Genomic DNA, 20,034 nt, shown 5'->3' with positions numbered 1-20,034 from the left:
ACGGTCCCCGGCAGCCCGGGCATTGGCGAAGACGCGCTTAGAACGCGTCTTCGAATTTCTTCGCCAGATCTTCGATGTTGTCGGGCGGCCAATCCTCGACATCCATGCCGAGGTGCAGACCCATGCCGGACAGCACTTCCTTGATCTCGTTCAGCGACTTGCGGCCGAAGTTCGGAGTGCGCAGCATCTCGGCTTCGGTCTTCTGGATCAGATCGCCGATATAGACGATGTTGTCGTTCTTCAGGCAGTTTGCCGAACGGACCGACAGCTCCAGCTCGTCCACTTTCTTCAGCAGCAGCGGGTTGAACTCCAGACCATCGTCCTCGTCCTGGCGGCCAGCCGATTCCGGTTCGTCGAAGTTGACGAAGATCGACAGCTGATCCTGCAGGATGCGCGCGGCAAAGGCCAGCGCGTCCTCGGGTGTGATCGAGCCGTCGGTTTCGATCTTCATGGTCAGCTTGTCATAGTCCAGAACCTGACCTTCACGGGTCGGCTGAACGTCATAGGCGACCTTCTTGACCGGCGAATAGATCGCGTCGATCGGGATCAGGCCGATGGGTGCATCTTCGGGCTTGTTCTTCTCGGCCGAGACATAGCCTTTGCCAGTGTTGACGGTCAGTTCCATGAACAGCTCGGCGCCATCGTCCAGGTGGCAGATGACGTGATCACGGTTCAGAACCTCGATGCCGGCGCTTTCGCTGATATCACCGGCGGTGACAACTGCGGGGCCTTTGGCATTGATCGACAGGCGCTTGGGCCCTTCGACTTCCATGCGCAGAGCAACCTGCTTGAGGTTCAGGATGATGTCGGTGACGTCTTCACGAACGCCTGCGACCGAGCTGAACTCGTGCAGGACGTTGTCGATCTGGACGCTGGTGATGGCCGCGCCTTGCAGCGAGCTCATCAGAACACGGCGCAGCGCGTTGCCCAGGGTCAGACCAAAGCCACGCTCCAGCGGCTCCGCAACAAGGGTTGCCTGCCGCGCGGGATCGTTGCCCGGCTTGCCTTCCAGCTGGGTCGGCTTGATCAATTCTGCCCAATTCTTGTGGATCATGTAATCCCTCCATTCCTGTCTGCGCCCCATGACCAATCAGGTGCAGACGCCCGAGGTTTCAAAACGGCGAACCGGGGCCGTGTAAAAACACGGCCCCAGCCTGGTAATTCGATCGGTTAGACGCGGCGGCGCTTCGGCGGGCGGCAGCCATTGTGGGCAATCGGGGTCACGTCGCGGATCGACGTGATATTGAAGCCCACGGCAGCCAGCGCACGCAGAGCCGATTCACGACCCGAACCGGGGCCCTGAACTTCGACTTCCAGCGTCTTGACGCCATGTTCCTGCGCCTTCTTGCCTGCGTCTTCTGCAGCCATCTGAGCGGCGTAGGGGGTCGATTTCCGCGATCCCTTGAAGCCCATGGTGCCGGCCGACGACCAAGCGATGGCGTTGCCCTGCACGTCCGAGATCAGGATCTTGGTGTTGTTGAAGGTCGAGTTCACATGGGCGACGCCCGATGCGATGTTCTTACGCTCTTTGCGCTTAACGCGAGTCTTGTCACGTGCCATCAGTCAGACCCTCCCTTATTTCTTCTTACCAGCGATGGCCTTTGCGGGGCCTTTGCGGGTACGAGCGTTGGTGTGGGTACGCTGACCGCGAACCGGCAGGTTGCGGCGGTGACGCAGACCGCGATAGCAGCCCAGGTCCATCAGACGCTTGATGTTCATCTGAACTTCGCGACGCAGGTCACCTTCGACGGTGAAGTTGGCGTCGATGTATTCGCGGATGGCCAGAACTTCGGCATCCGACAGTTCATTGACGCGACGAGTCGTGTCGATGCCAACGGCTTCGCAGATCGCTTTGGCCGAGGTGTTGCCGATACCGGTGATATATGTGAGGGCGATTGGTACCCGCTTTGCAGTCGGGATGTTTACGCCGGCAATACGTGCCACGTGTCACTTTCCTTTCGTTGCGGTTCCGTAGTTCCAGAACCTTTTTTCACAACGCCTAACCGTGGCAGTGTGGCCAGAGGGTTCAGCATTATTCGAGGTGGTCTATACATGCGGAACGAATCCCGCATGCGCGATTGATTCCCCAAAGGGATGGGGGTCGATATGGGCTTTTGGGCTTGGCGTCAAGCCCTTTGCAAGCTTAACCCAATATGGCTGCGATCGAGGCCCGGACTTCCTTGATGTCCGCCAGCCCGTTCACCGGTCGAAGATCGCCCTTGGCGTAGTAATAGCCAATCAACGGTGAGGTCTTCTTGTAATATTCCATAAGCCGGGTGCGCAGGCTTTCCTCGTTGTCGTCGGCACGACGGACGAAATCGTTTTCCTTGCCGCAATTGGTACATTTGCCATCGGCCGGGATCGGTTTGGTCTTGTCATTGTAGACCTCGCCGCAACCGCCACAAGTCGACCGGGCAGTGATCCGTTCAACCAGAGCCTCGTCATCCACGCGCATTTCGATCACGGTGTGCAGCGACTGGCCCAGCTTGGTCAGAAGGGCCGACAAGGCGTCAGCCTGGGCCAAGGTGCGCGGAAAGCCGTCGAAGATGAAGCCGGCGCCCTTTTCGGTGGTCAGCTTCTCTTCGATCAAGCCAATCACGATCTCGTCGGTGACAAGCTTGCCCGCGTCCATGATCGCGGCCACCTTCTTGCCCATCTCGGTTCCCGAGCTGCGGGCCTCGCGCAGCATGTCACCGGTGCTGAGCTGGATCATGCCCCGCGTTTCAACCAGGTGACGTGCCTGCGTACCCTTGCCTGCCCCCGGGGGGCCCAGAAGAATGATATTCATCGACGAGCGGGTCCCTTCCTGCCGCGTTTCTTGCCTTTGCCGCGCAACTGGGACTTTTCGATCAGCCCTTCGTATTGATGCGCCAGCAGGTGGCTCTGAACCTGTTGGATCGTGTCCATGGTCACAGAGACGATGATCAGAACCGAGGTACCGCCGAAATAGAACGGGATGGCGAACTGGCCGCGCAGAATTTCAGGCAGCAGGCAGACCGCCGCCAGATAGGCCGAGCCCAGAACCAGTACGCGGTTGACCACGTATTCCAGATACTCGGCGGTCTTCTTTCCGGGACGGATGCCGGGCACAAAGCCGTTCTGCTTTTTCAAGTTGTCCGCCACGTCATCCGGCTTGAACGACACGTTGAACGTGTAGAAATAGGCAAAGAACACGATCATCGAAGCGAAGAACAGCAGGTACAGCGGCTGTCCCGGTCCGAAATTTGCCAGCAGCCACGACATGATCGGCCCGTTTGCAGCGCCCGACGAGAAGGTCGAGATCGTGACCGGCAGCAGCAGCAGCGAGCTGGCGAAGATCGCCGGAATAACGCCGGCCGGGTTGACTTTGACCGGCAGGTGGCTCGAGCCGCCCTCGTAGACCTTCATGCCGACATTGCGGCGCGGGTACTGGATGTGGATCTTGCGGAGCGCGCGCTCCATGAACACCACGAAGGTGATAACGGCGATCACCATCACGATCACGCCGACGATCACGGCAGGGCTGATCGCGCCCGAACGGCCCGAGGCCAGAAACTGGGCCAGTGCGGCCGGAACCTCGGCGATGATGCCGACGAAGATGATCAGCGAGATGCCGTTGCCGATACCGCGCGCGGTGATCTGTTCACCCAGCCACATCAGGAACATGGTGCCGCCGACCAGCGTGATCATCGTGGACAGGCGGAAATACAGGCCCGGATCGGTCGCCAAATCGCCCGATTCCAGCGAAACCGCAAGGCCATAGGCCTGCACGGTGGCCAGCGCCACGGTGCCGAAACGAGTGTACTGGTTGATTTTCTTGCGGCCCTGCTCGCCCTCTTTCTTGAGCTGTTCGAGCGCGGGCACCATCGAGGTCAGCAGCTGTACGATGATCGATGCCGAAATATAGGGCATGATGCCGAGGGCAAAGATACCCATCCGCCCCAGCGCCCCGCCGGTGAACATCGAAACCATCCCACCGATGCCCTGCCCCGCCTGCTCCATGAACTCGCGCAGCGCCTGACCGTCGATCCCCGGCACCGGAATAAAGGTGCCCAGACGATAGACGATCAGCAAACCCAGCGTGAACAGGATGCGGTTGCGCAGATCGGTGGCCTTGCCAAGGGCAGACCAGCTTGTGTTGGCTGCCATTTGTTCTGCTGCTGATACCATAAATCGGTCTCTCTTATGAAAACGCCGCCCGGAACCGTTTTCCGGCTCGGGCGGCGTCTTGGAAAACTCTGAGGTCTATGTAAGCGGGTCGGCGCCCGCTCACAAGCGCTTACTCTGCCGCAGCGGCTTTTGTGACCTTCAGTGAACCGCCCGCTTTTTCCACGGCTTCGATCGCCGCTTTCGAGGCGCCGGTCACTTCGAGGTTCAGCTTGGCGCTGATTTCGCCCTTGGCCAGAACGCGGATACCGTCCAGCTTGCGGCGCACCAGACCCGAGGCGACCAGTGCGTCCTCGGTGATGGCCGATTTAACGTCCAGTTTGCCGGCGTCGACGAATTTCTGGATCAGGCCCAGGTTGATCACGGCGAATTCCTTGCGGTTCGGCTTGTTGAAGCCGCGCTTGGGCAGGCGCTGATACAGAGGCATCTGGCCGCCTTCGTAGCCATTGATGGCCACACCCGAACGGGATTTCTGGCCTTTGATACCACGGCCACCCATTTTACCTTTGCCCGAGCCAGGACCACGGCCAACGCGGGTCCGTTTCTTGACGGCGCCGGGATTGTCGCGCAATTCGTGCAGTTTCATGTCGCTTCTCCTTCGCCGGAATTGACCCCGAAGCGTGATGGGTCAAACACGGCATTTCTTGGTTTTGATTCTCGTGGCAAACACGCCACCGGAGCCCAGTACAGCCTCGGGCCCCGAGTTGCAAGTTTTGATTGCCCGGCAGCAGCGGCTCAGTCGTCGCGGCCAGCAATGGGCGCGTCTTGGGGCACAATTCCATGTTTGGCCACAAGTCGCCCGACCAGGCTGTCAGGATGTGGTATTCCGCCATGGTTCTTTCGCATAATCGCCCGCATCCGGCGCCCGTACAAATGGATCGAGACGGTATCCTCGTGGAAAAACCGGTCAAGATTTTCGTTCGGCCGGGCAAGGGCCCGACGCCGCGAAAAGTTGATCGGGTATGATGTTCCCATCTTGACGGCTTGCCTTCATTGGAGTGACCCAATTCCCGGCGTCGCGCAACGTCGCAGTTGTGGTAACAACTATTTTCCTGCCTGCTTGGGATCCGTAAACACAAAAGAGGCGCCACTTGGGCGCCTCTGCTTCATCTGTTGTCGTCCCGTATCTTACGAGCAGTAGGCATGCTCGCGGGCGACGTCGGCGATGTCGCACCGGCGGATGCCGATGTCGTTCAACTCGCGGTCGCTCAGACGCTGCAGCTCGGTATACGTGCGGGTGTACTCGCTGGCCCGGGCGCGGTTTTCCTTCACGCGCTCGATCAGGTTTGCGATACGGGCGGTCAGGTTGAAGCCGCCATGTGTCAGGGTCACTGTGTGTGCCATTATCTCATTTCCTTTCGAATGTCGGGGCGTATTCCCCGATGTCACTTACTTGGTTCCTGTCTTGGACAGGGTTGAGATAGGGACTTCAGTTATCGCTAACAACGATGGTTTTGGACTGGCCGCTATGCATTTTTGGCATGGCGGCACAAATCAGGAGTGACCGCTACTGGCCGCAAGCCGGGACAGGTTGTCCAAAGCAGCAGACCAGCCACCTTTGTAGTCCTGAAACAGTTCTGGCCCCGCCAGGCTTGTGATCTGCAACGTGACGCGCAGCGTACTGCCTTGGCCATTCGGCATGATTTCGTGGCCGCACAGCGAGACCGAGACCAACTCTCCCTGAATGACCAGCGTTTCGGTCAATGAAAGAAACTCCGGCGAGACTACGTGGAACAGGCTGGTCGTATTGAACTCGGGCGCTTCTTTCGGTCCACATCGCGTTTCCTCACGGCCTCCGGGACGACAGTCGAAAACATCGATCAAAACTACGCTTTCATCGTCCGGTGCGGCCCATTTCTGGCGCAATTCCCGGTCGGTCAACACCTGAAACAGCCGGTCGGGAGCACAGGCAATCTCGCGTTCCAGGATCAAAGTTTCGTAATCAGCCATCATCGGATTCCTTTTCAATTTGCTCGGCAAGTGCGGACAGGCGATCCAGCCGGCCTTCCCAGAGGTGACGTTGTTGTTTCAACCAACCTTCCGCCTCGGCGATCGGGGCGGCTTCGATATGCAACATGCGAACCCGACCAATCTTCTCCGAACGGATCATTCCAGCGGATTCCAGCTTGCCGAGATGCTTCAGAAACGATGGCAGCGCCATGTCGTGCGCTTCGTGCAGCTCTGACACGGCCGCTGGGCCAGTGATCAGCCGTTCGATCACGGCACGCCGGGTCGGATCGGCCAGCGCAGAAAAAAATGTATCGAGTTTGTTAGCCATAAGGCTAAGTATTTCAACACACCTCCCGCGTCAAGAAAAAGTTAGCCGTTTGGCTAGGTTTTAATTTTATGGTCAGGACAGAGGGCAAAAAGGTGTCTACCTGTGAGCTCCTGGCCAGGCTTTGGCCTAGTTCACCGCAAAAGGCGGTCTTCCGACATTCCGCGCAGGCGACGGCTAAAAAAGAAAACGCCCCCGATCAGATCGGAGGCGTTCATTAGTCTTTCGAATTTGGCGCTCAGCCGCGCTCTTCGATGATCTCAACCAGATGCGGGATCTTGTTGACCATGCCGCGGATCGACGGAGTGTCTTCCAATTCGCGGGTCTTGTGCATCTTGTTCAGGCCCAGACCGATCAGGGTTGCGCGCTGTTCGGCGGGGCGACGGATCGGGGAACCGATCTGCTTGACGACGATGGTTTTTGCCATTGCTCGCTCTCCTTACGCTTCGGCTTCAGCCGGTGCTTCATCCCGCTTGGGCAGGATATCGGCGACCTTTTTGCCACGACGCGCGGCAACCGAACGCGGGCTCTGTTCTTTCTTCAGGCCGTCGATGGTGGCGCGGATCATGTTGTACGGGTTCTGCGAGCCCAGCGATTTGGACACAACGTCCTTAACGCCCAGCATTTCGAACACGGCACGCATCGGACCACCGGCGATGATACCGGTACCTTCCGGTGCGGTGCGCATGACCACTTTACCGGCGCCGTGACGGCCCTCGATATCGTGGTGCAGAGTCCGACCTTCGCGCAGTTGCACGCGGATCATCTGACGCTTGGCTTGCTCGGTCGCCTTACGGATGGCTTCAGGTACTTCTTTCGCTTTACCTTTGCCAAAGCCCACGCGGCCTTTCTGATCGCCAACAACCACCAGAGCGGCGAAGCCAAAGCGCTTACCACCTTTTACGGTTTTCGACACGCGGTTGATTGCGACCAGACGATCGGCAAATTCCGGCGCTTCTTCACGGTCGCGGCCACGGCCCCGACGGTTTTCACGTTCTGCCATTTGGCATCCCTTTTCTCATGTGGCGCTTGGCGCCGTTTTCTTCAATCCAAGTGAGCCTCGACTGACGTCGAGGCCCCCGGATCATCGGGGCGGATCGAAACCCGCCCACAGGTCTTAGATTTTCAGGCCGCCTTCACGCGCAGCGTCGGCAACTGCCTTCACCTTGCCGTGGAACAGGAAGCCGCCACGATCGAAATAAGCCTCTTCGACGCCGGCCTTCTTGGCCCGCTCGGCGATGGCTGCGCCCACTTTGGTGGCCGCTTCGACGTTGTTCTTGCCAACAACACCCAGATCCTTTTCCAGGGTCGAGGCCGAGGCCAGGGTCACGCCACGTACGTCGTCGATCAGCTGAACGGAGATGTTCTTGTTCGAACGGTGTACGGACAGACGCGGACGACCCGCGTTGACCTTGCGAAGTTTGTTCCGAACGCGCAGGCGGCGCTTCAGAAACAGGGTTCTTTTGCTGTTTGCCATTGTGTTCGTCCTTACTTCTTCTTGCCTTCCTTGCGGAAGATGAACTCGCCCTTGTAGCGGATGCCCTTGCCTTTGTACGGCTCGGGACGGCGCCACTCGCGGATTTTCGCCGCGGTTTCGCCCACCAGCTGCTGGTCGATGCCTTCCACAACGATCTCGGTCTGCTTCGGCGCGGTGATGGTGACACCTTCCGGAGCAACGAAATCAACATCGTGGCTGTAGCCCAGGTTCAGCTTCAGGGTGTTGCCCTGCATCTGAGCGCGGTAACCCACGCCCTGGATTTCCAGTTCCTTCTTGAAGCCTTCGGTCACACCGGTCACCAGATTGGCGACCATGGTGCGGCTCATGCCCCACTGCTGACGCGCACGCTTGGACGAACCACGCGGGTCGATTTTGACCACGTTGTCTTCGACCGTCAGGGTGACGTCATCGGTTGCGGTGAAGCTGCGGGTGCCTTTCGGACCTTTGACTTCGATGGTCTGACCCGACACAGAGGCGGTAACGCCGCTGGGCAGCTCGACCGGTTTCTTACCAATACGAGACATTGCAGACCTCCTTAGAAGACGGTGCAGAGCACTTCGCCGCCAACATTGTTGGAGCGAGCGTTTGCGTCCGACATCACACCTTTCGGAGTGCTGACAATCGACACGCCCAGGCCCTGACGAACCTGCGGGATGTCATTGACGCCCATGTATACGCGACGGCCGGGCTTCGAGACCCGCTTCAGTTCGCGAATGACAGGGGTGCCTTCGTAGTATTTCAGGCTGATTTCCAGAGCCGGATGACCGTTTTCACCGGTCGTCTTTTCATAGCCGCGGATATAGCCTTCGTCCGCCAGCACGTCCAGAACCCAGGCGCGCAGTTTCGACGCCGGAGTGATCACGGTGGACTTGCCGCGCATTTGCGCGTTGCGGATGCGGGTGAGCATATCGCCGATAGGATCGTTCATATCTGTCTCTCCCTTACCAGCTCGATTTCACCATGCCGGGGATCTGACCAGCAGAACCCAGCTCGCGCAGCGCGATACGGCTGACCTTCAGCTTACGGTAGTAAGCGTGGGGACGACCGGTCAGCTGACAACGGTTGTGCAGACGGGTAGCCGAGCTGTTGCGCGGCAGTTTCGCCAGTTTCAGACGCGCTTTGAAGCGCTCTTCCATCGGCTTGCTCTCGTCATTCGCGATCTCTTTCAGAGCCGCACGCTTTTCGGCATACTGTGCCACCAGGCGTGCGCGCTTCTTCTCGCGTTCGATCATTGCTTTTTTAGCCATGTCTCAATCCTCCCGGCGCTTACGCGTTGAACGGCATGTTGAAAGCTTTCAACAGTGCCTTTGCTTCAGCGTCGGTTTTCGCTGTGGTGGCAATTACGATGTCCATGCCCCAGACCTCGTCGACCTTGTCGAAGTCGATTTCCGGGAACACGATGTGCTCTTTCATGCCCATGGCAAAGTTGCCACGGCCATCGAAGGACGGTTTCACACCGCGGAAGTCACGTACGCGAGGCATCGCGATGGTGATCAGACGGTCCAGGAATTCGTACATCCGGTCGCCGCGCAGGGTCACCTTGGCGCCCAGCGGCATGTCTTCACGGACGCGGAAACCCGCGATCGACTTCTTCGCCTTGGTCGAAACGGCCTTCTGACCGGCGATCGCCGTCAGATCCTCGACCGCGGCTTTCGCCTTCTTCGAGTCCTTCACCGCCTCGGCACCACAGCCGATGTTCAGAACGATCTTCTCCAGCTTGGGGATCTGCATATCGTTCTTGTAGCCGAACTCTTCTTTCAGAGCGGCACGGATGGTTTCAGCGTACTGAGCTTTCAGACGCGGGGTGTAGGTTGCAGCATCAAGCATCGATCACGTCCCCCGTGGTCTTGGCGTAACGAACCTTCTTGTCACCTTCCATGCGGAAGCCGACGCGGGTTGCCTTGCCGTTCTTGTCCAGCAGGGCCAGGTTCGACAGGTCGATCGGCAGAGCTTTGGGCAGGCGGCCACCTTGCGACGTTTGCGACTGGCGGGTGTGGCGAATGGCGATGTTCACGCCATCAACGACAGCTTTGCCGGCTTTGGGGTCGACCGAGGTGATAGTCCCCTCTTTGCCCTTGTCCTTGCCGGCCAGCACGACGACCTTGTCGCCTTTGCGGAGTTTAGCAGCCATGATTACAGCACCTCCGGAGCCAGCGAGATGATCTTCATGAAGTTCTTCGCGCGCAGTTCACGAACAACGGGGCCGAAGATACGGGTACCGACGGGCTCGTTGTTGTTGTTCAGGATGACGGCGGCGTTGCGATCGAAGCGGATCGCGGTGCCGTCTTCGCGACGGACTTCTTTGGCGGTGCGCACGACGACGGCCTTGCGGACGTCACCCTTCTTCACGCGGCCGCGCGGGATGGCTTCCTTCACCGAGACGACAATGATGTCGCCGACGGAGGCGTATTTACGCTTGGAACCACCCAGGACCTTGATGCACTGAACTCGGCGGGCGCCGGAGTTGTCAGCGACATCCAGATTGGTCTGCATCTGGATCATGTGGTTTCTCCCGACCTGTGGGGGCTGGTCTTGTTAAATCCCCCAGGGTTTCGACAAATGGAAAAATCCCGGAGGCTTAGGCCTCCAGAACCTCCCAACGTTTCGTCTTCGATTTCGGCGCGCATTCGATGATGCGTACGGTGTCGCCGACCTTGAAGGCGTTCTTTTCGTCATGAGCCCGGTATTTCTTGGACTTACGAACGGTTTTCTGCAGCAGAGGGTGCTTGAAACGGCGCTCGACCAGAACGGTGATGGTCTGTTCGTTGGCGTCGCTGGTCACGGTGCCTTGCAGGATACGCTTGGGCATCTGATTACTCCTCGGATGCCGCGGCAGCGGCCTTTTCGTTCAGAATGGTTTTGACGCGGGCAGCATTGCGGCGGGCCGCTTTGATACCAGCAGTGTTTTCCAGCTGACCGGTGGCCTGTTGAAAGCGCAGGTTGAAGCTTTCTTTCTTCAGGTTGGCCAGTTCCTCGCGGAGCTGGTCCGGGGTCTTTTCACGCAGTTCTTGGGCGTTCATCGCCTTTTCCTTTGCTCAAAACACCAGAAGGCCCCGTACACGGGTCACCTTGGACCTGGTGGATGAATGATAGACATGCGAATCGCCCGACAACGCCGGGAGACCGCAGGATGCCGCCGTATAAGGGTTTGGTGGGTTGGTGGCAAGAGGAAGTTTTGCAACCAGAACCGGGCAACCAACGGGTCACGTCAGAACCTGACCACTTGCGCGTTGTCTTCTGTGGAAACGGGTTTGGCCGAAACTCAAAAGACACGTGAAACCCTTGAAGTATCTTTATCCCGCTGACTTAGGAACGGTGGAAAAAATGGAACTGGTTGTCCTAATTGGGTTTGCGGCACTTCTAGTTGTTTTAAAATCAAGAAAGCCACGCCTTGTCGCCCGTCATAGAGGCCATCAAAAACCTCCGCAAGCCTCCACACGGAACCGCGCAATCCCGCGACAACAGCCTAGTGTTGCTCCCTCCAACCGCGTTCTGACGGGGCGCGCTTATGTGATCGATGGCGACACAATCATTGTCCGTGGAACAAAGATCCGTCTAGCCGGCATTGATGCGCCCGAGCTGGACATGCCATGGGGTCTAAAGGCAAAGTGGACGATGGTCGAAATCTGCAGAGGTCAGGAGATTACCGTCAAGCTGAACGGCGAAACATCTTACGACCGGTTAGTTGGAATTGGATACCTACCCAATGGGCAGGACATCGGCGCGGAGCTGGTCAAAAGGGGGCTTGCGCTGGACCTGCCTTTCTTTTCAAAGGGAAGGTATAGGCATCTCGAACCGACCGGCGCCAGAGAACGGCTGCGGAATGGGGCTTTCGGCCACGCATCAATTTCGGTTCGCAGGACGACGACAGTCGTCGCCTATGGGCGCAGATCAAACCGGCGCAGTGCGGGCAGTTGAATACGCCCCTAGGGGTTCACTCCCACTTATAGTTAAAACTTACCGAAATCCGCTCTTCCTCGGCCATGTTCATCGGCACCTCGTGGCGCAGCCAGCTTTCCCACAGCAGAACGTCGCCGACCTTCGGCTTCATATAAATGAAGGGCTGCAATTCGCGTCGGGCGCCCTTGCGGCGCACCGGCGCGGCCATCATGCGGCCCGAGCGGGGGTCTTCAAGCTTCAGCGCGCTGGTGCCTTCCGGCATTGACACATAGGTCGTTCCAGAAATCACACTGTGCGGATGGATGTGGCTGGCATGCATTCCACCCTCGGGCAGGATGTTGATCCAAAGATCCTCCAGCTTCAATTCCCGGTCATCGAGATCAAACTCAAGGTCTTTTGCGAATGCAGCCACGTGCTGATCCAAAGTCTTCACCAAATCCTGAAAGATCGGGAACCGCCAGGGCAGATCAGTCAACGAGGCATAGCTGGTGTAACCCGGATAGCCGTTCTTTTCGCACCACTCCTGCCCGGCCTCGTCATCCTCAGCGATGACAAGGCACGAGTTCTCCAGCTCCTCCGGATCGATCCTTGGATCGAACTCAGACAGAGCGGCGCGGTAGAGACGGGTAACAAAGAGTGATTCAATCTGTGCCATGGGCGTCCATTACCCCATTCGACGCCAAGGCGCGATAGAGGAACTTTCTTCGAATCGGGAAAACCGCTGCAGCTGTCACAAGTCAATATAGGGCAACGGGTCGCTGTGGTGCGCGATCAGCTTCCACGCTCCACCTTCATGGCGATAGACATTCGTGCCGCGCATCCGGATACCGGACCCATCGCCCTGCCCCGACGCCTCGGCGACGTGATGCACGGTGGCAAGCGTATCCCCTAGCACAACATGCCGGTTCAGCACTTTGATCGACCCACCAAGATGCGCCCGTCCCTGCGCGACCCAATCCTGATCCGTGACCTTCCACCCGATGTGGAACAGATCGGGTGATGGCCCCATATAGATGACGTCGTCTGCGTGCGACCACAGCGCCTCCATCGGCGCAACGTCACCCTCAAGCATAGCGTTCAGTGCGGCAAAGAAGCCGCCGTCAATCTTTTCAATCTCTGACTTCAAAGTCATTTGGGGCCCCTGTTTTAGGCTTTTCCGAAATATCAAAAGCTGAAGCTGAGCCTAACCCAAACCATCCGAAAAACAAAAAACCCCGCCGGAACGGCGGGGTTTTCTGAAGTCTTAGAAAGACCGGCTTACCAGTCCTCGCGGACCACCACGCGGGTCTTGATCGGCAGCTTCATCGCAGCCAGGCGCAGGGCCTCGCGCGCGATTTCATCGTTGACGCCGTCGATCTCGAACATCACGCGACCGGGCTTCACTTTGGCTGCCCAATAGTCGACCGAGCCTTTACCTTTACCCATACGGACTTCGGTCGGCTTCGAGGTCACGGGAGTATCCGGGAAGATCCGGATCCAGACGCGACCTTGACGCTTCATGTGACGGGTCATGGCACGACGCGCAGCTTCGATCTGGCGTGCGGTGACGCGCTCGGGCTGCAGGGCCTTCAGACCGTAGGTGCCAAAGTTCAGATCCGAGCCGCCCTTGGCTTCGCCCTTGATCCGGCCTTTGTGCATCTTGCGGAATTTTGTACGCTTTGGTTGAAGCATATCTTTCCCTCCTTAGCGACGACCGCCACCAGCACCACGAGGTGCAGGGCCGTCCTGGAGTTCCTGTGCTTTACGGTCACGTGCCTGCGGATCGTGCTCCATGATCTCACCTTTGAAGATCCAGACCTTGATCCCGATGATTCCGTAGGGAGTCATCGCTTCGGCATGTGCGTAATCGATGTCGGCACGCAGGGTGTGCAGAGGCACGCGGCCTTCGCGGTACCACTCGGTCCGTGCGATTTCGGCGCCGCCCAGACGACCAGCGACGTTCACCCGGATACCCAGGGCGCCCATGCGCATGGCGTTCTGAACCGACCGCTTCATCGCGCGGCGGAACGAAACGCGGCGCTCCAGCTGCTGAGCGATCGACTCGGCAACCAGCTGCGCGTCGAGTTCCGGCTTGCGCACTTCGACGATGTTCAGGTGCAGTTCGCTGTCGGTCATCTGCGCGATTTTCTTGCGCAGAACTTCGATGTCCGCGCCTTTCTTGCCGATGATGACACCGGGACGCGCGGTGTGGATCGTGACGCGGCACTTCTTGTGCGGGCGTTCGATGATCACACGGGCGATGCCGGCTTGCTTGCACTCTTTCTTGATGAACTCACGGATCTTGAGGTCTTCCAGCAGAAGATCACCGTAGTCCTTGGTATCTGCGTACCAACGGCTGTCCCAGGTGCGGTTGACCTGAAGGCGCATGCCGATCGGATTGACTTTATGTCCCATTAGGCTTGCTCCTCAACTTGACGCACCTTGATGGTGATCTCCGAGAACGGCTTCATGATCTTGCCGAAACGGCCACGGGCACGCGGACGACCGCGCTTCATGACCAGGTTCTTGCCAACCCATGCTTCGGCGACGATCAGCTCGTCCACGTCCAGGTTGTGGTTGTTTTCGGCGTTCGCGATTGCGGACTGCAGGCACTTTTTGACGTCCTGCGCGACACGCTTGTTCGAGAAAGTCAGGTCGGTCAGAGCCTTCTCGACTTTCTTGCCGCGGATCATTTGCGCAACCAGGTTCAGTTTCTGCGGGCTGGTGCGAAGCATACGGGTTTTTGCCATTGCTTCGTTTTCAGCCACGCGGCGGGGGTTCTTTTCCTTGCCCATGACTTACTTCCGCTTCGCTTTTTTGTCTGCGGCATGGCCATAATAGGTCCGGGTCGGCGAGTACTCACCGAACTTCTGACCGATCATGTCTTCCGAGACGTTTACCGGGATATGCTTCTGGCCGTTGTACACACCAAAGGTCAGACCCACGAACTGGGGCAGAATGGTGGAACGACGCGACCAGATCTTGATGACTTCGTTGCGGCCCGACTCGCGCGCTGCTTCGGCTTTTTTCAGCACGTAAGCGTCGACGAAAGGACCCTTCCAAACAGAGCGAGACATGTCTTAACGCCCTTTCTTCTTGGCGTGCCGCGAGCGGATGATCAGCTTCTGGGACGCTTTGTTCTTGTTGCGGGTACGCTTACCCTTGGTGTCCTTACCCCAAGGCGTAACCGGCGTACGGCCACCCGAGGTCCGGCCTTCACCACCACCGTGGGGGTGATCGATCGGGTTCATGGCAACACCACGGACCGACGGACGCACGCCCTTGTGGCGCATACGACCGGCTTTGCCGAGGTTCTGGTTGCTGTTGTCCGGGTTCGACACGGCACCGACGGTGGCCATGCATTCCTGGCGCACCATGCGCAGCTCGCCCGAGCTCAGACGGATCTGAGCATAGCCGCCATCGCGGCCGACGAACTGGGCGTAGGTGCCCGCTGCACGTGCGATCTGACCGCCCTTGCCGGGCTTCATCTCGATGTTGTGCACGATGGTACCGATCGGCATGCCCGAGAACGGCATCGCGTTGCCGGGCTTAATGTCGGCCTTAGCCGAAGCGATGACCTTGTCGCCAACCGCCAGACGCTGCGGCGCCAGGATATAGGCCTGCTCGCCGTCGTCATATTTGATCAGTGCGATGAATGCGGTCCGGTTCGGGTCGTATTCGATCCGCTCGACGGTTGCCGCCACATCCAGTTTGTTCCGTTTGAAGTCAACGATCCGGTAGAGACGCTTTGCGCCACCGCCACGGCGGCGTGAAGTGATCCGTCCGGTGTTGTTCCGGCCGCCCGATTTGGTCAAACCCTCGGTGAGAGACTTGACCGGACGTCCTTTCCAAAGCTCCGAACGGTCGATCAGCACCAGCCCGCGCTGGCCCGGCGTCGTCGGTTTGTACGACTTGAGTGCCATGCTTTCTGTCTTCCGTTTAGCAAGCGCGAGGATCAATCCCCGCTATGTGAGAGGCCCCCGTAGGTGCCCAGGTTATAGGGCCCCGAAGGTCCCCGGCTGCAAATATCAGAGGCCCCGGAACGAATCCGAGGCCGCAAGATTGGGTGCGTTTAGCAGGGTTGGGGGTGGCGGGCAATAGGGAAATACCGTTTTTGTAATCGGTTTTAGACCATACGCTTGCCGGCCGAAAGACGAGAAACGGGGACATATGTTGACACAACATCGTCCTTCGCTGCAAACCACTTTTGTTCTCCCAATATTTTTCGGAGGTAGACTTTGAACGGCGAGATTCTACTCGATTTGCCAGCCAGGGAAATCCACGCGGATTCAAATGGATTTGAGAGCCTAGGCAAGCTTCATGGAGCGATGTCCACCTTAGAGAAGTCGAGAATTGGGATCGACTGCAAAAGGCTGTCGTGGATTGATGCGCAGCTAGGCGCGTGCCTTTTGTCGATTGTTCAACAGAGCAGGAGTCGCGGGAACTCTGTTCAGCTGTATAATCTGGCTCAGCGCATCCAGAATATATTGCGCAAAAACAGAACGCTTCTCGGGCCTAAAGCAGATACTCATGGGACCGCCATACCTGTTGCCTCCTTCAGTTTAGAATCTGAAGTCCAGTTTGCTCAGTACACTAGGGAGCATTTGAAGCGCAAACAAATGCCAAAGATGAGCAACAGCCTAAGAGAAAAGTTCTTTGAAGGGATCGATGAGCTCTTTGCAAACAGTTCTCTACACTCGCTGTCGAAAGTACCGGTGTTTGCCTGCGGTCAGTTCTTCCCAAGGCTGGATAAATTGACTTTCCTATTGTGCGATGGGGGCCGCGGCATTCCAGGCTCGCTAGCTGCTTCGCAGAAGCACTTTTCAAGGGCATCCGAAGCTATTGAGTGGGCAATGGAACTGAACAACAGTTCTCGAACCGGGGATATACCCGGCGGGTTGGGCCTAGGTATCCTGAAAGACTTCATCAAACAGAACAAGGGAAAATTGCGGGTGTGCTCGCACACCGGCTACTGGGAACTTTCAGAAGGGAGAATCCACAAGTCAGATATCGCTTCCAAATTCCCCGGAACGGTGATTTCACTTGAGATTAACACTGCCGACCGAAATTCTTATTCCCTAAGCACGAATGTAAACCCCCACGAGATATGGTGACGCAATGAAAACCGTTAGGGTCTCCTTGGCTAGAATTGTCGACGGAGGAATGTGCCTTGCTGCAACAGATGGTCAGCGAGTACACCGAGAAATCTATGATATCATTTCGAAAGGCGACAAAGCCGAGATTTCGTTCTTTGGTGTGAGCCGTATGACTACCGCTTTTCTCAACGCAGCAGTGGGTCAACTATACGGTGAGTTTTCGGAGGACTATTTAAGACGCCACCTAGCTCCGCCAGTGGACTTTGAAGAATGGCATCTTCGAAGGCTCAAGTTAGTGGTAGACAGAGCAAAGACTTACTTTGCTCGACAGGAAGAAATCGACGAACTTTATAGAGATAATCTCGGGGATGAAGATGCCTAACATTTACAGCGCTTTCCAAGAGTGTTGTTTTGAGGGTAGAAAAATTCTCTTTGATACAAACGTTTGGATTGCAATCTATGGGAATGACCCAAGGCAAACTAGAGCGGTTTATAGCAACTACTATGCCTCGGCGCTCAAACGAGGAAACACCATTTGCGTCAACGAGCAAGTAGTCTCAGAGTATTTCAATCGTACTGTGAAAATCGAGTACGAGGACTTGTTTGGCAAGGCTCAGTGGCATCGGTTTAAAGAGCGGCGTCAAGTGCACGAAGAGTTCCGGGAGCGGATAGAGTCTGTTCGGGACACTTGCTTGAACATCATTGACGACTGCATATTTTTTGAAGGTAGTTGCTGCCAAGCTACCCTCTACAAGCGAATACATGACGCGACCATGGGTACGTTAGATTTAACCGACCTCGCATTAGTCAAGCAATGTACAGAACACGGCCTTGTGTTCGTGACACACGACAAGGATTTTGCAAACACTGACATAGAGTTAGTAACAGCAAACCAACATATTCTACGGAACCTAGTATAAAAAAAACCCCCGCCTCTCGGCGGGGGCTTTCATCTCTCTCCAAAGACGGGCCCGATCAAAGACCGGTGGTCACGTCGATGGTGTTGCCCTCTTCCAGGGTCACATAGGCCTTTTTGACGTCTTTCCGCTTGCCCAGCTGGCCGCGGAACCGCTTGACCTTGCCTTTGGTCACGGTGGTGTTCACCGCCTTGACCTTCACACCAAACAGCGCCTCAACGGCCTCTTTGATCTGCGGCTTGTTGCTGTCGATCGCCACTTCAAAGACAACCGCGCCGTTTTCAGACGCCATGGTCGTTTTCTCGGTGATGATCGGCTTGCGGATCACGTCGTAGTGTTCTGCCTTCGCGCTCATTTCAGTCGAGCCTCCAGTGCTTCGACACCCGCTTTGGTGAGCACCAGGGTGTCACGCTTGAGGATGTCATAGACGTTTGCGCCCATCGACGGCAGGATATCCAGACCTTCGATGTTGCGGGCTGCGCGGGCGAACCCTTCGTTCACGGTGGCGCCGTCGATGACCAGAGCGCGCTTCCAGCCCAGGTTTGCAACCTGCTTGGCCAGTGCGGCGGTCTTGCCTTCGGCTTCGGCGCTTTCGATCACGACCAGCTCACCGGCTTTGGCCTTGGCCGACAGTGCGTGGCGCAGGCCCAGCTTGCGGAACTTCTTCGGCAGGTCGTGGCCGTGCGAACGCGGCGTCGGACCCTTGTAGATGCCACCCTTGCGGAAGATCGGCGCGTTGCGGTCACCGTGACGTGCGCCACCGGTGCCCTTCTGGCGATAGATCTTCTTGGTCGAGTAGCTGGTTTCCGAGCGGGTCTTCACCTTGTGGGTGCCAGCCTGCGCGTTGTTGCGCTGCCAACGGACCACACGGTGCAGGATGTCCGCGCGCGGCTCCAGGCCGAACAGGTCCGCATCCAGCTCGATGTTGCCGGCCTTCTTGCCGTCCAGTTTGATTACATCAAGTTTCATGCTTCACCACCTTCCGCGGGTGCTTCTTCCGCAGGTGCTTCGGTTGCAGCCGATTTCACAGCAGCCGGGAAAGGCAGGCCTTCCGGTGCTTTCTTCTTGACGGCGTCCTTGACGGTAACCCAGCCCGATTTCGGTCCGGGAACGGCGCCTTTGATGAAGACCAGACCACGGTCGGCGTCGGTTTTGACAACCTCCAGGTTCTGGGTGGTAACACGGGCAGCACCCATGTGACCGGCCATCTTCTTGCCTTTGAACACCTTGCCCGGATCCTGACACTGACCGGTCGAACCGTGCGAACGGTGGCTGATCGAAACACCGTGCGAGGCGCGCAGACCACCGAAGTTGTGGCGCTTCATTGCACCGGCAAAGCCTTTACCGATCGAGGTACCCGAAACGTCAACTTTCTGACCTTCCAGGAAGTGTTCTGCCGAGATCTCGGCGCCCACTTCGATCAGCGCGTCTTCCGACACGCGGAACTCGGCCAGCTTACGCTTGGGCTCAACCTTGGCAGCGGCATAGTGACCGCGCATGGCCTTCGAGGTGCGTTTTGCCTTGGCAGCACCGGCGCCCAGCTGAACGGCGGTGTAGCCGTCTTTGTCAGCGGTACGCTGTGCAACGACCTGCAGGTTGTCCAGGTGAAGAACGGTCACAGGGATCTGCTTGCCGTCTTCCATGAACAGGCGGGTCATGCCAACTTTTTTTGCGATAATACCAGAGCGCATAATCTATACCCTCCGATCTTACGACTGCAGCTTGATCTCGACGTCCACACCAGCAGCGAGGTCGAGCTTCATCAGCGCGTCAACGGTCTGGGGGGTCGGATCAACGATGTCGAGCAGACGCTTGTGCGTACGGATCTCGAACTGATCGCGGGATTTCTTGTCAACGTGAGGACCACGGAGAACCGTGAACTTCTCGATCTTGTTCGGCAGCGGGATCGGGCCGCGCACGTTTGCGCCGGTCCGCTTTGCAGTGTTGACGATCTCTTGCGTGCTGGCATCCAGGACGCGATAGTCAAATGCCTTCAGCCGAATACGGATGTTTTGGCTTTGCATATTAACAGCCTTTTTTCAGGCGTTGGAGTTGAGAGGAGGACGGGCGCTCATCGCCAACCCTCATCGAACCCAAAAGGCGGGAATCACCCCGCCTTCACGTTCTCACCGAGAACTCGCGCGGTTTAGTGGGGTTGGCGCTGTTTGGCAAGGGGGAAATGCCACCAAGCCCCAAATGCGGATTGTCTAACAAGTGATAGGC

General features: G+C 57.7%; 35 protein-coding genes. 4 read left to right on the top strand and 31 right to left on the bottom strand.

Annotated features, from left to right (window positions below; translation table 11 throughout):
- Window positions 1-37 precede the first annotated feature (37 nt).
- The 20 genes from ACR3EL_RS02805 to rpmC form a co-directional block, all read right to left on the bottom strand.
- On the bottom strand, window positions 38-1,054 hold the full coding sequence (locus tag ACR3EL_RS02805; RefSeq protein ID WP_170342951.1) for a DNA-directed RNA polymerase subunit alpha: 1,017 nt from the start codon (window positions 1,052-1,054) through the stop codon (window positions 38-40).
- 116 nt (window positions 1,055-1,170) lie between these two features.
- Window positions 1,171-1,560: a 30S ribosomal protein S11 gene (gene rpsK / locus ACR3EL_RS02800; RefSeq protein WP_093965380.1), complete on the bottom strand. Its 390-nt coding sequence runs from the start codon at window positions 1,558-1,560 to the stop codon at window positions 1,171-1,173.
- Window positions 1,561-1,575: 15 nt separating this feature from the next.
- The gene (rpsM, locus tag ACR3EL_RS02795) at window positions 1,576-1,944 is read right to left on the bottom strand and encodes a 30S ribosomal protein S13 (protein ID WP_093965378.1); all 369 of its coding nucleotides are present in this window, start codon (window positions 1,942-1,944) and stop codon (window positions 1,576-1,578) included.
- Window positions 1,945-2,143: 199 nt separating this feature from the next.
- The gene (locus tag ACR3EL_RS02790; protein WP_093965377.1) at window positions 2,144-2,788 is read right to left on the bottom strand and encodes an adenylate kinase; all 645 of its coding nucleotides are present in this window, start codon (window positions 2,786-2,788) and stop codon (window positions 2,144-2,146) included.
- Window positions 2,785-4,149: a preprotein translocase subunit SecY gene (gene secY / locus ACR3EL_RS02785; protein ID WP_170342953.1), complete on the bottom strand. Its 1,365-nt coding sequence runs from the start codon at window positions 4,147-4,149 to the stop codon at window positions 2,785-2,787. The genes ACR3EL_RS02790 and secY overlap by 4 nt, the downstream gene beginning before the upstream one ends.
- A 109-nt stretch (window positions 4,150-4,258) precedes the next feature.
- Window positions 4,259-4,732, bottom strand: coding sequence for a 50S ribosomal protein L15 (rplO, locus tag ACR3EL_RS02780; RefSeq protein ID WP_170342955.1), 474 nt, complete (start codon window positions 4,730-4,732; stop codon window positions 4,259-4,261).
- 542 nt (window positions 4,733-5,274) lie between these two features.
- A complete protein-coding gene (locus ACR3EL_RS02775; protein ID WP_170342958.1) occupies window positions 5,275-5,490 on the bottom strand; it encodes a DUF1127 domain-containing protein in 216 nt (71 codons plus the stop codon).
- Window positions 5,491-5,640: 150 nt separating this feature from the next.
- Complete coding sequence (locus ACR3EL_RS02770) at window positions 5,641-6,096, bottom strand: SRPBCC domain-containing protein (protein ID WP_170342959.1); 456 nt, start codon at window positions 6,094-6,096, stop codon at window positions 5,641-5,643.
- On the bottom strand, window positions 6,089-6,424 hold the full coding sequence (locus ACR3EL_RS02765) for an ArsR/SmtB family transcription factor (RefSeq protein ID WP_170342961.1): 336 nt from the start codon (window positions 6,422-6,424) through the stop codon (window positions 6,089-6,091). The genes ACR3EL_RS02770 and ACR3EL_RS02765 overlap by 8 nt, the downstream gene beginning before the upstream one ends.
- Before the next feature lie 235 nt (window positions 6,425-6,659).
- A complete protein-coding gene (gene rpmD, locus ACR3EL_RS02760; RefSeq protein WP_093965366.1) occupies window positions 6,660-6,848 on the bottom strand; it encodes a 50S ribosomal protein L30 in 189 nt (62 codons plus the stop codon).
- Window positions 6,849-6,860: 12 nt separating this feature from the next.
- On the bottom strand, window positions 6,861-7,424 hold the full coding sequence (gene rpsE, locus ACR3EL_RS02755; protein ID WP_093965365.1) for a 30S ribosomal protein S5: 564 nt from the start codon (window positions 7,422-7,424) through the stop codon (window positions 6,861-6,863).
- Between the two features lie 114 nt (window positions 7,425-7,538).
- Window positions 7,539-7,898 carry a 50S ribosomal protein L18 gene (rplR, locus tag ACR3EL_RS02750; protein WP_010437103.1) on the bottom strand — a complete coding sequence of 120 codons (360 nt, stop codon included), beginning with the start codon at window positions 7,896-7,898 and terminating at the stop codon, window positions 7,539-7,541.
- Window positions 7,899-7,909: 11 nt separating this feature from the next.
- Window positions 7,910-8,443, bottom strand: coding sequence for a 50S ribosomal protein L6 (rplF, locus tag ACR3EL_RS02745; protein ID WP_093965363.1), 534 nt, complete (start codon window positions 8,441-8,443; stop codon window positions 7,910-7,912).
- A gap of 11 nt (window positions 8,444-8,454) precedes the next feature.
- The gene (gene rpsH / locus ACR3EL_RS02740) at window positions 8,455-8,847 is read right to left on the bottom strand and encodes a 30S ribosomal protein S8 (protein ID WP_093965361.1); all 393 of its coding nucleotides are present in this window, start codon (window positions 8,845-8,847) and stop codon (window positions 8,455-8,457) included.
- A 13-nt stretch (window positions 8,848-8,860) separates the two neighbouring features.
- Window positions 8,861-9,166 carry a 30S ribosomal protein S14 gene (gene rpsN / locus ACR3EL_RS02735; RefSeq protein WP_093965360.1) on the bottom strand — a complete coding sequence of 102 codons (306 nt, stop codon included), beginning with the start codon at window positions 9,164-9,166 and terminating at the stop codon, window positions 8,861-8,863.
- 19 nt (window positions 9,167-9,185) lie between these two features.
- Window positions 9,186-9,746: a 50S ribosomal protein L5 gene (rplE, locus tag ACR3EL_RS02730; protein WP_093965358.1), complete on the bottom strand. Its 561-nt coding sequence runs from the start codon at window positions 9,744-9,746 to the stop codon at window positions 9,186-9,188.
- Entirely contained in the window at window positions 9,739-10,050 is a 312-nt protein-coding gene (rplX, locus tag ACR3EL_RS02725) for a 50S ribosomal protein L24 (RefSeq protein ID WP_093965356.1), read from the bottom strand. Before rplX ends, rplE begins: the two co-directional genes overlap by 8 nt.
- 2 nt (window positions 10,051-10,052) lie before the next feature.
- On the bottom strand, window positions 10,053-10,421 hold the full coding sequence (gene rplN, locus ACR3EL_RS02720; RefSeq protein WP_005621870.1) for a 50S ribosomal protein L14: 369 nt from the start codon (window positions 10,419-10,421) through the stop codon (window positions 10,053-10,055).
- 76 nt (window positions 10,422-10,497) lie between these two features.
- The gene (rpsQ, locus tag ACR3EL_RS02715; protein ID WP_170342963.1) at window positions 10,498-10,728 is read right to left on the bottom strand and encodes a 30S ribosomal protein S17; all 231 of its coding nucleotides are present in this window, start codon (window positions 10,726-10,728) and stop codon (window positions 10,498-10,500) included.
- A 4-nt stretch (window positions 10,729-10,732) separates the two neighbouring features.
- The gene (gene rpmC / locus ACR3EL_RS02710; protein WP_093965352.1) at window positions 10,733-10,939 is read right to left on the bottom strand and encodes a 50S ribosomal protein L29; all 207 of its coding nucleotides are present in this window, start codon (window positions 10,937-10,939) and stop codon (window positions 10,733-10,735) included.
- A gap of 262 nt (window positions 10,940-11,201) precedes the next feature.
- On the opposite strand from rpmC, the gene ACR3EL_RS02705 reads away from it, so the two are divergent.
- Window positions 11,202-11,837: a thermonuclease family protein gene (locus tag ACR3EL_RS02705; protein ID WP_480720333.1), complete on the top strand. Its 636-nt coding sequence runs from the start codon at window positions 11,202-11,204 to the stop codon at window positions 11,835-11,837.
- Between the two features lie 16 nt (window positions 11,838-11,853).
- On the opposite strand, the gene ACR3EL_RS02700 is transcribed toward ACR3EL_RS02705, so the two are convergent.
- The 7 genes from ACR3EL_RS02700 to rplB form a co-directional block, all read right to left on the bottom strand.
- On the bottom strand, window positions 11,854-12,474 hold the full coding sequence (locus tag ACR3EL_RS02700) for a 2OG-Fe(II) oxygenase family protein (protein WP_170342966.1): 621 nt from the start codon (window positions 12,472-12,474) through the stop codon (window positions 11,854-11,856).
- 75 nt (window positions 12,475-12,549) lie between these two features.
- Entirely contained in the window at window positions 12,550-12,951 is a 402-nt protein-coding gene (locus ACR3EL_RS02695; protein ID WP_170342968.1) for a YybH family protein, read from the bottom strand.
- 125 nt (window positions 12,952-13,076) lie between these two features.
- On the bottom strand, window positions 13,077-13,490 hold the full coding sequence (gene rplP, locus ACR3EL_RS02690; RefSeq protein WP_005980704.1) for a 50S ribosomal protein L16: 414 nt from the start codon (window positions 13,488-13,490) through the stop codon (window positions 13,077-13,079).
- A 12-nt stretch (window positions 13,491-13,502) separates the two neighbouring features.
- Window positions 13,503-14,213, bottom strand: coding sequence for a 30S ribosomal protein S3 (rpsC, locus tag ACR3EL_RS02685; RefSeq protein ID WP_093965346.1), 711 nt, complete (start codon window positions 14,211-14,213; stop codon window positions 13,503-13,505).
- Window positions 14,213-14,593 carry a 50S ribosomal protein L22 gene (gene rplV / locus ACR3EL_RS02680; RefSeq protein WP_039538267.1) on the bottom strand — a complete coding sequence of 127 codons (381 nt, stop codon included), beginning with the start codon at window positions 14,591-14,593 and terminating at the stop codon, window positions 14,213-14,215. The genes rpsC and rplV overlap by 1 nt, the downstream gene beginning before the upstream one ends.
- 3 nt (window positions 14,594-14,596) lie before the next feature.
- On the bottom strand, window positions 14,597-14,875 hold the full coding sequence (rpsS, locus tag ACR3EL_RS02675; protein WP_005980699.1) for a 30S ribosomal protein S19: 279 nt from the start codon (window positions 14,873-14,875) through the stop codon (window positions 14,597-14,599).
- Between the two features lie 3 nt (window positions 14,876-14,878).
- Window positions 14,879-15,721, bottom strand: a complete 843-nt coding sequence (rplB, locus tag ACR3EL_RS02670) for a 50S ribosomal protein L2 (RefSeq protein ID WP_093965344.1) — start codon at window positions 15,719-15,721, stop codon at window positions 14,879-14,881.
- Between the two features lie 315 nt (window positions 15,722-16,036).
- On the opposite strand from rplB, the gene ACR3EL_RS02665 reads away from it, so the two are divergent.
- Genes ACR3EL_RS02665 through ACR3EL_RS02655 form a run of 3 tightly spaced genes read left to right on the top strand, consistent with a single transcriptional unit; the run spans window position 16,037 to window position 17,814 of the window.
- Window positions 16,037-16,912 carry a hypothetical protein gene (locus ACR3EL_RS02665; protein WP_480720330.1) on the top strand — a complete coding sequence of 292 codons (876 nt, stop codon included), beginning with the start codon at window positions 16,037-16,039 and terminating at the stop codon, window positions 16,910-16,912.
- A 4-nt stretch (window positions 16,913-16,916) separates the two neighbouring features.
- A complete protein-coding gene (locus ACR3EL_RS02660; protein WP_480720328.1) occupies window positions 16,917-17,276 on the top strand; it encodes an STAS-like domain-containing protein in 360 nt (119 codons plus the stop codon).
- Window positions 17,263-17,814 (top strand): type II toxin-antitoxin system VapC family toxin, encoded by a 552-nt coding sequence (locus ACR3EL_RS02655; protein WP_480720326.1) that lies wholly within the window; start codon window positions 17,263-17,265, stop codon window positions 17,812-17,814. The genes ACR3EL_RS02660 and ACR3EL_RS02655 overlap by 14 nt, the downstream gene beginning before the upstream one ends.
- A gap of 55 nt (window positions 17,815-17,869) precedes the next feature.
- Here ACR3EL_RS02655 and ACR3EL_RS02650 read toward each other — a convergent pair whose 3' ends face one another.
- From ACR3EL_RS02650 to rpsJ, 4 genes are read right to left on the bottom strand one after another with little or no spacing between them, the layout of a single operon-like run.
- Window positions 17,870-18,166: a 50S ribosomal protein L23 gene (locus tag ACR3EL_RS02650; protein ID WP_093965341.1), complete on the bottom strand. Its 297-nt coding sequence runs from the start codon at window positions 18,164-18,166 to the stop codon at window positions 17,870-17,872.
- A complete protein-coding gene (rplD, locus tag ACR3EL_RS02645; RefSeq protein WP_170342972.1) occupies window positions 18,163-18,780 on the bottom strand; it encodes a 50S ribosomal protein L4 in 618 nt (205 codons plus the stop codon). The genes ACR3EL_RS02650 and rplD overlap by 4 nt, the downstream gene beginning before the upstream one ends.
- The gene (gene rplC / locus ACR3EL_RS02640) at window positions 18,777-19,502 is read right to left on the bottom strand and encodes a 50S ribosomal protein L3 (RefSeq protein ID WP_170342973.1); all 726 of its coding nucleotides are present in this window, start codon (window positions 19,500-19,502) and stop codon (window positions 18,777-18,779) included. Before rplC ends, rplD begins: the two co-directional genes overlap by 4 nt.
- Before the next feature lie 18 nt (window positions 19,503-19,520).
- A complete protein-coding gene (rpsJ, locus tag ACR3EL_RS02635) occupies window positions 19,521-19,835 on the bottom strand; it encodes a 30S ribosomal protein S10 (protein WP_008756422.1) in 315 nt (104 codons plus the stop codon).
- Window positions 19,836-20,034: the final 199 nt, after the last annotated feature.

This window comes from Ruegeria sp. BJ3 (assembly GCF_056535665.1).
The sequence above is the reverse complement of the archived record's forward strand: the minus strand, read 5'-3'. Positions and strand labels throughout refer to the sequence as shown.

Excerpts from the sequence above, each read along its gene's own strand:
- rpsC (WP_093965346.1), bottom strand. The coding sequence starts at position 14,213 with ATGGGACATAAAGTCAATCCGATCGGCATGCGCCTTCAGGTCAACCGC.
- rpmD (WP_093965366.1), bottom strand. The coding sequence starts at position 6,848 with ATGGCAAAAACCATCGTCGTCAAGCAGATCGGTTCCCCGATCCGTCGC.
- secY (WP_170342953.1), bottom strand. The coding sequence starts at position 4,149 with ATGGTATCAGCAGCAGAACAAATGGCAGCCAACACAAGCTGGTCTGCC.
- ACR3EL_RS02650 (WP_093965341.1), bottom strand. The coding sequence starts at position 18,166 with ATGAGCGCGAAGGCAGAACACTACGACGTGATCCGCAAGCCGATCATC.
- rplR (WP_010437103.1), bottom strand. The coding sequence starts at position 7,898 with ATGGCAAACAGCAAAAGAACCCTGTTTCTGAAGCGCCGCCTGCGCGTT.
- ACR3EL_RS02805 (WP_170342951.1), bottom strand. The coding sequence starts at position 1,054 with ATGATCCACAAGAATTGGGCAGAATTGATCAAGCCGACCCAGCTGGAA.
- rplN (WP_005621870.1), bottom strand. The coding sequence starts at position 10,421 with ATGATCCAGATGCAGACCAATCTGGATGTCGCTGACAACTCCGGCGCC.
- rplP (WP_005980704.1), bottom strand. The coding sequence starts at position 13,490 with ATGCTTCAACCAAAGCGTACAAAATTCCGCAAGATGCACAAAGGCCGG.
- ACR3EL_RS02765 (WP_170342961.1), bottom strand. The coding sequence starts at position 6,424 with ATGGCTAACAAACTCGATACATTTTTTTCTGCGCTGGCCGATCCGACC.
- ACR3EL_RS02695 (WP_170342968.1), bottom strand. The coding sequence starts at position 12,951 with ATGACTTTGAAGTCAGAGATTGAAAAGATTGACGGCGGCTTCTTTGCC.
- rpsQ (WP_170342963.1), bottom strand. The coding sequence starts at position 10,728 with ATGCCCAAGCGTATCCTGCAAGGCACCGTGACCAGCGACGCCAACGAA.
- ACR3EL_RS02790 (WP_093965377.1), bottom strand. The coding sequence starts at position 2,788 with ATGAATATCATTCTTCTGGGCCCCCCGGGGGCAGGCAAGGGTACGCAG.
- rplV (WP_039538267.1), bottom strand. The coding sequence starts at position 14,593 with ATGGGCAAGGAAAAGAACCCCCGCCGCGTGGCTGAAAACGAAGCAATG.
- ACR3EL_RS02655 (WP_480720326.1), top strand. The coding sequence starts at position 17,263 with ATGAAGATGCCTAACATTTACAGCGCTTTCCAAGAGTGTTGTTTTGAG.
- rplE (WP_093965358.1), bottom strand. The coding sequence starts at position 9,746 with ATGCTTGATGCTGCAACCTACACCCCGCGTCTGAAAGCTCAGTACGCT.
- rplD (WP_170342972.1), bottom strand. The coding sequence starts at position 18,780 with ATGAAACTTGATGTAATCAAACTGGACGGCAAGAAGGCCGGCAACATC.
- rpsK (WP_093965380.1), bottom strand. The coding sequence starts at position 1,560 with ATGGCACGTGACAAGACTCGCGTTAAGCGCAAAGAGCGTAAGAACATC.
- rpmC (WP_093965352.1), bottom strand. The coding sequence starts at position 10,939 with ATGAACGCCCAAGAACTGCGTGAAAAGACCCCGGACCAGCTCCGCGAG.
- rplO (WP_170342955.1), bottom strand. The coding sequence starts at position 4,732 with ATGAAACTGCACGAATTGCGCGACAATCCCGGCGCCGTCAAGAAACGG.
- rpsH (WP_093965361.1), bottom strand. The coding sequence starts at position 8,847 with ATGAACGATCCTATCGGCGATATGCTCACCCGCATCCGCAACGCGCAA.
- ACR3EL_RS02770 (WP_170342959.1), bottom strand. The coding sequence starts at position 6,096 with ATGGCTGATTACGAAACTTTGATCCTGGAACGCGAGATTGCCTGTGCT.
- ACR3EL_RS02700 (WP_170342966.1), bottom strand. The coding sequence starts at position 12,474 with ATGGCACAGATTGAATCACTCTTTGTTACCCGTCTCTACCGCGCCGCT.
- ACR3EL_RS02775 (WP_170342958.1), bottom strand. The coding sequence starts at position 5,490 with ATGGCACACACAGTGACCCTGACACATGGCGGCTTCAACCTGACCGCC.
- rplB (WP_093965344.1), bottom strand. The coding sequence starts at position 15,721 with ATGGCACTCAAGTCGTACAAACCGACGACGCCGGGCCAGCGCGGGCTG.
- rplC (WP_170342973.1), bottom strand. The coding sequence starts at position 19,502 with ATGCGCTCTGGTATTATCGCAAAAAAAGTTGGCATGACCCGCCTGTTC.
- rpsS (WP_005980699.1), bottom strand. The coding sequence starts at position 14,875 with ATGTCTCGCTCTGTTTGGAAGGGTCCTTTCGTCGACGCTTACGTGCTG.
- ACR3EL_RS02660 (WP_480720328.1), top strand. The coding sequence starts at position 16,917 with ATGAAAACCGTTAGGGTCTCCTTGGCTAGAATTGTCGACGGAGGAATG.
- rpsJ (WP_008756422.1), bottom strand. The coding sequence starts at position 19,835 with ATGCAAAGCCAAAACATCCGTATTCGGCTGAAGGCATTTGACTATCGC.
- rplF (WP_093965363.1), bottom strand. The coding sequence starts at position 8,443 with ATGTCTCGTATTGGTAAGAAACCGGTCGAGCTGCCCAGCGGCGTTACC.
- rplX (WP_093965356.1), bottom strand. The coding sequence starts at position 10,050 with ATGGCTGCTAAACTCCGCAAAGGCGACAAGGTCGTCGTGCTGGCCGGC.
- rpsN (WP_093965360.1), bottom strand. The coding sequence starts at position 9,166 with ATGGCTAAAAAAGCAATGATCGAACGCGAGAAGAAGCGCGCACGCCTG.
- rpsE (WP_093965365.1), bottom strand. The coding sequence starts at position 7,424 with ATGGCAGAACGTGAAAACCGTCGGGGCCGTGGCCGCGACCGTGAAGAA.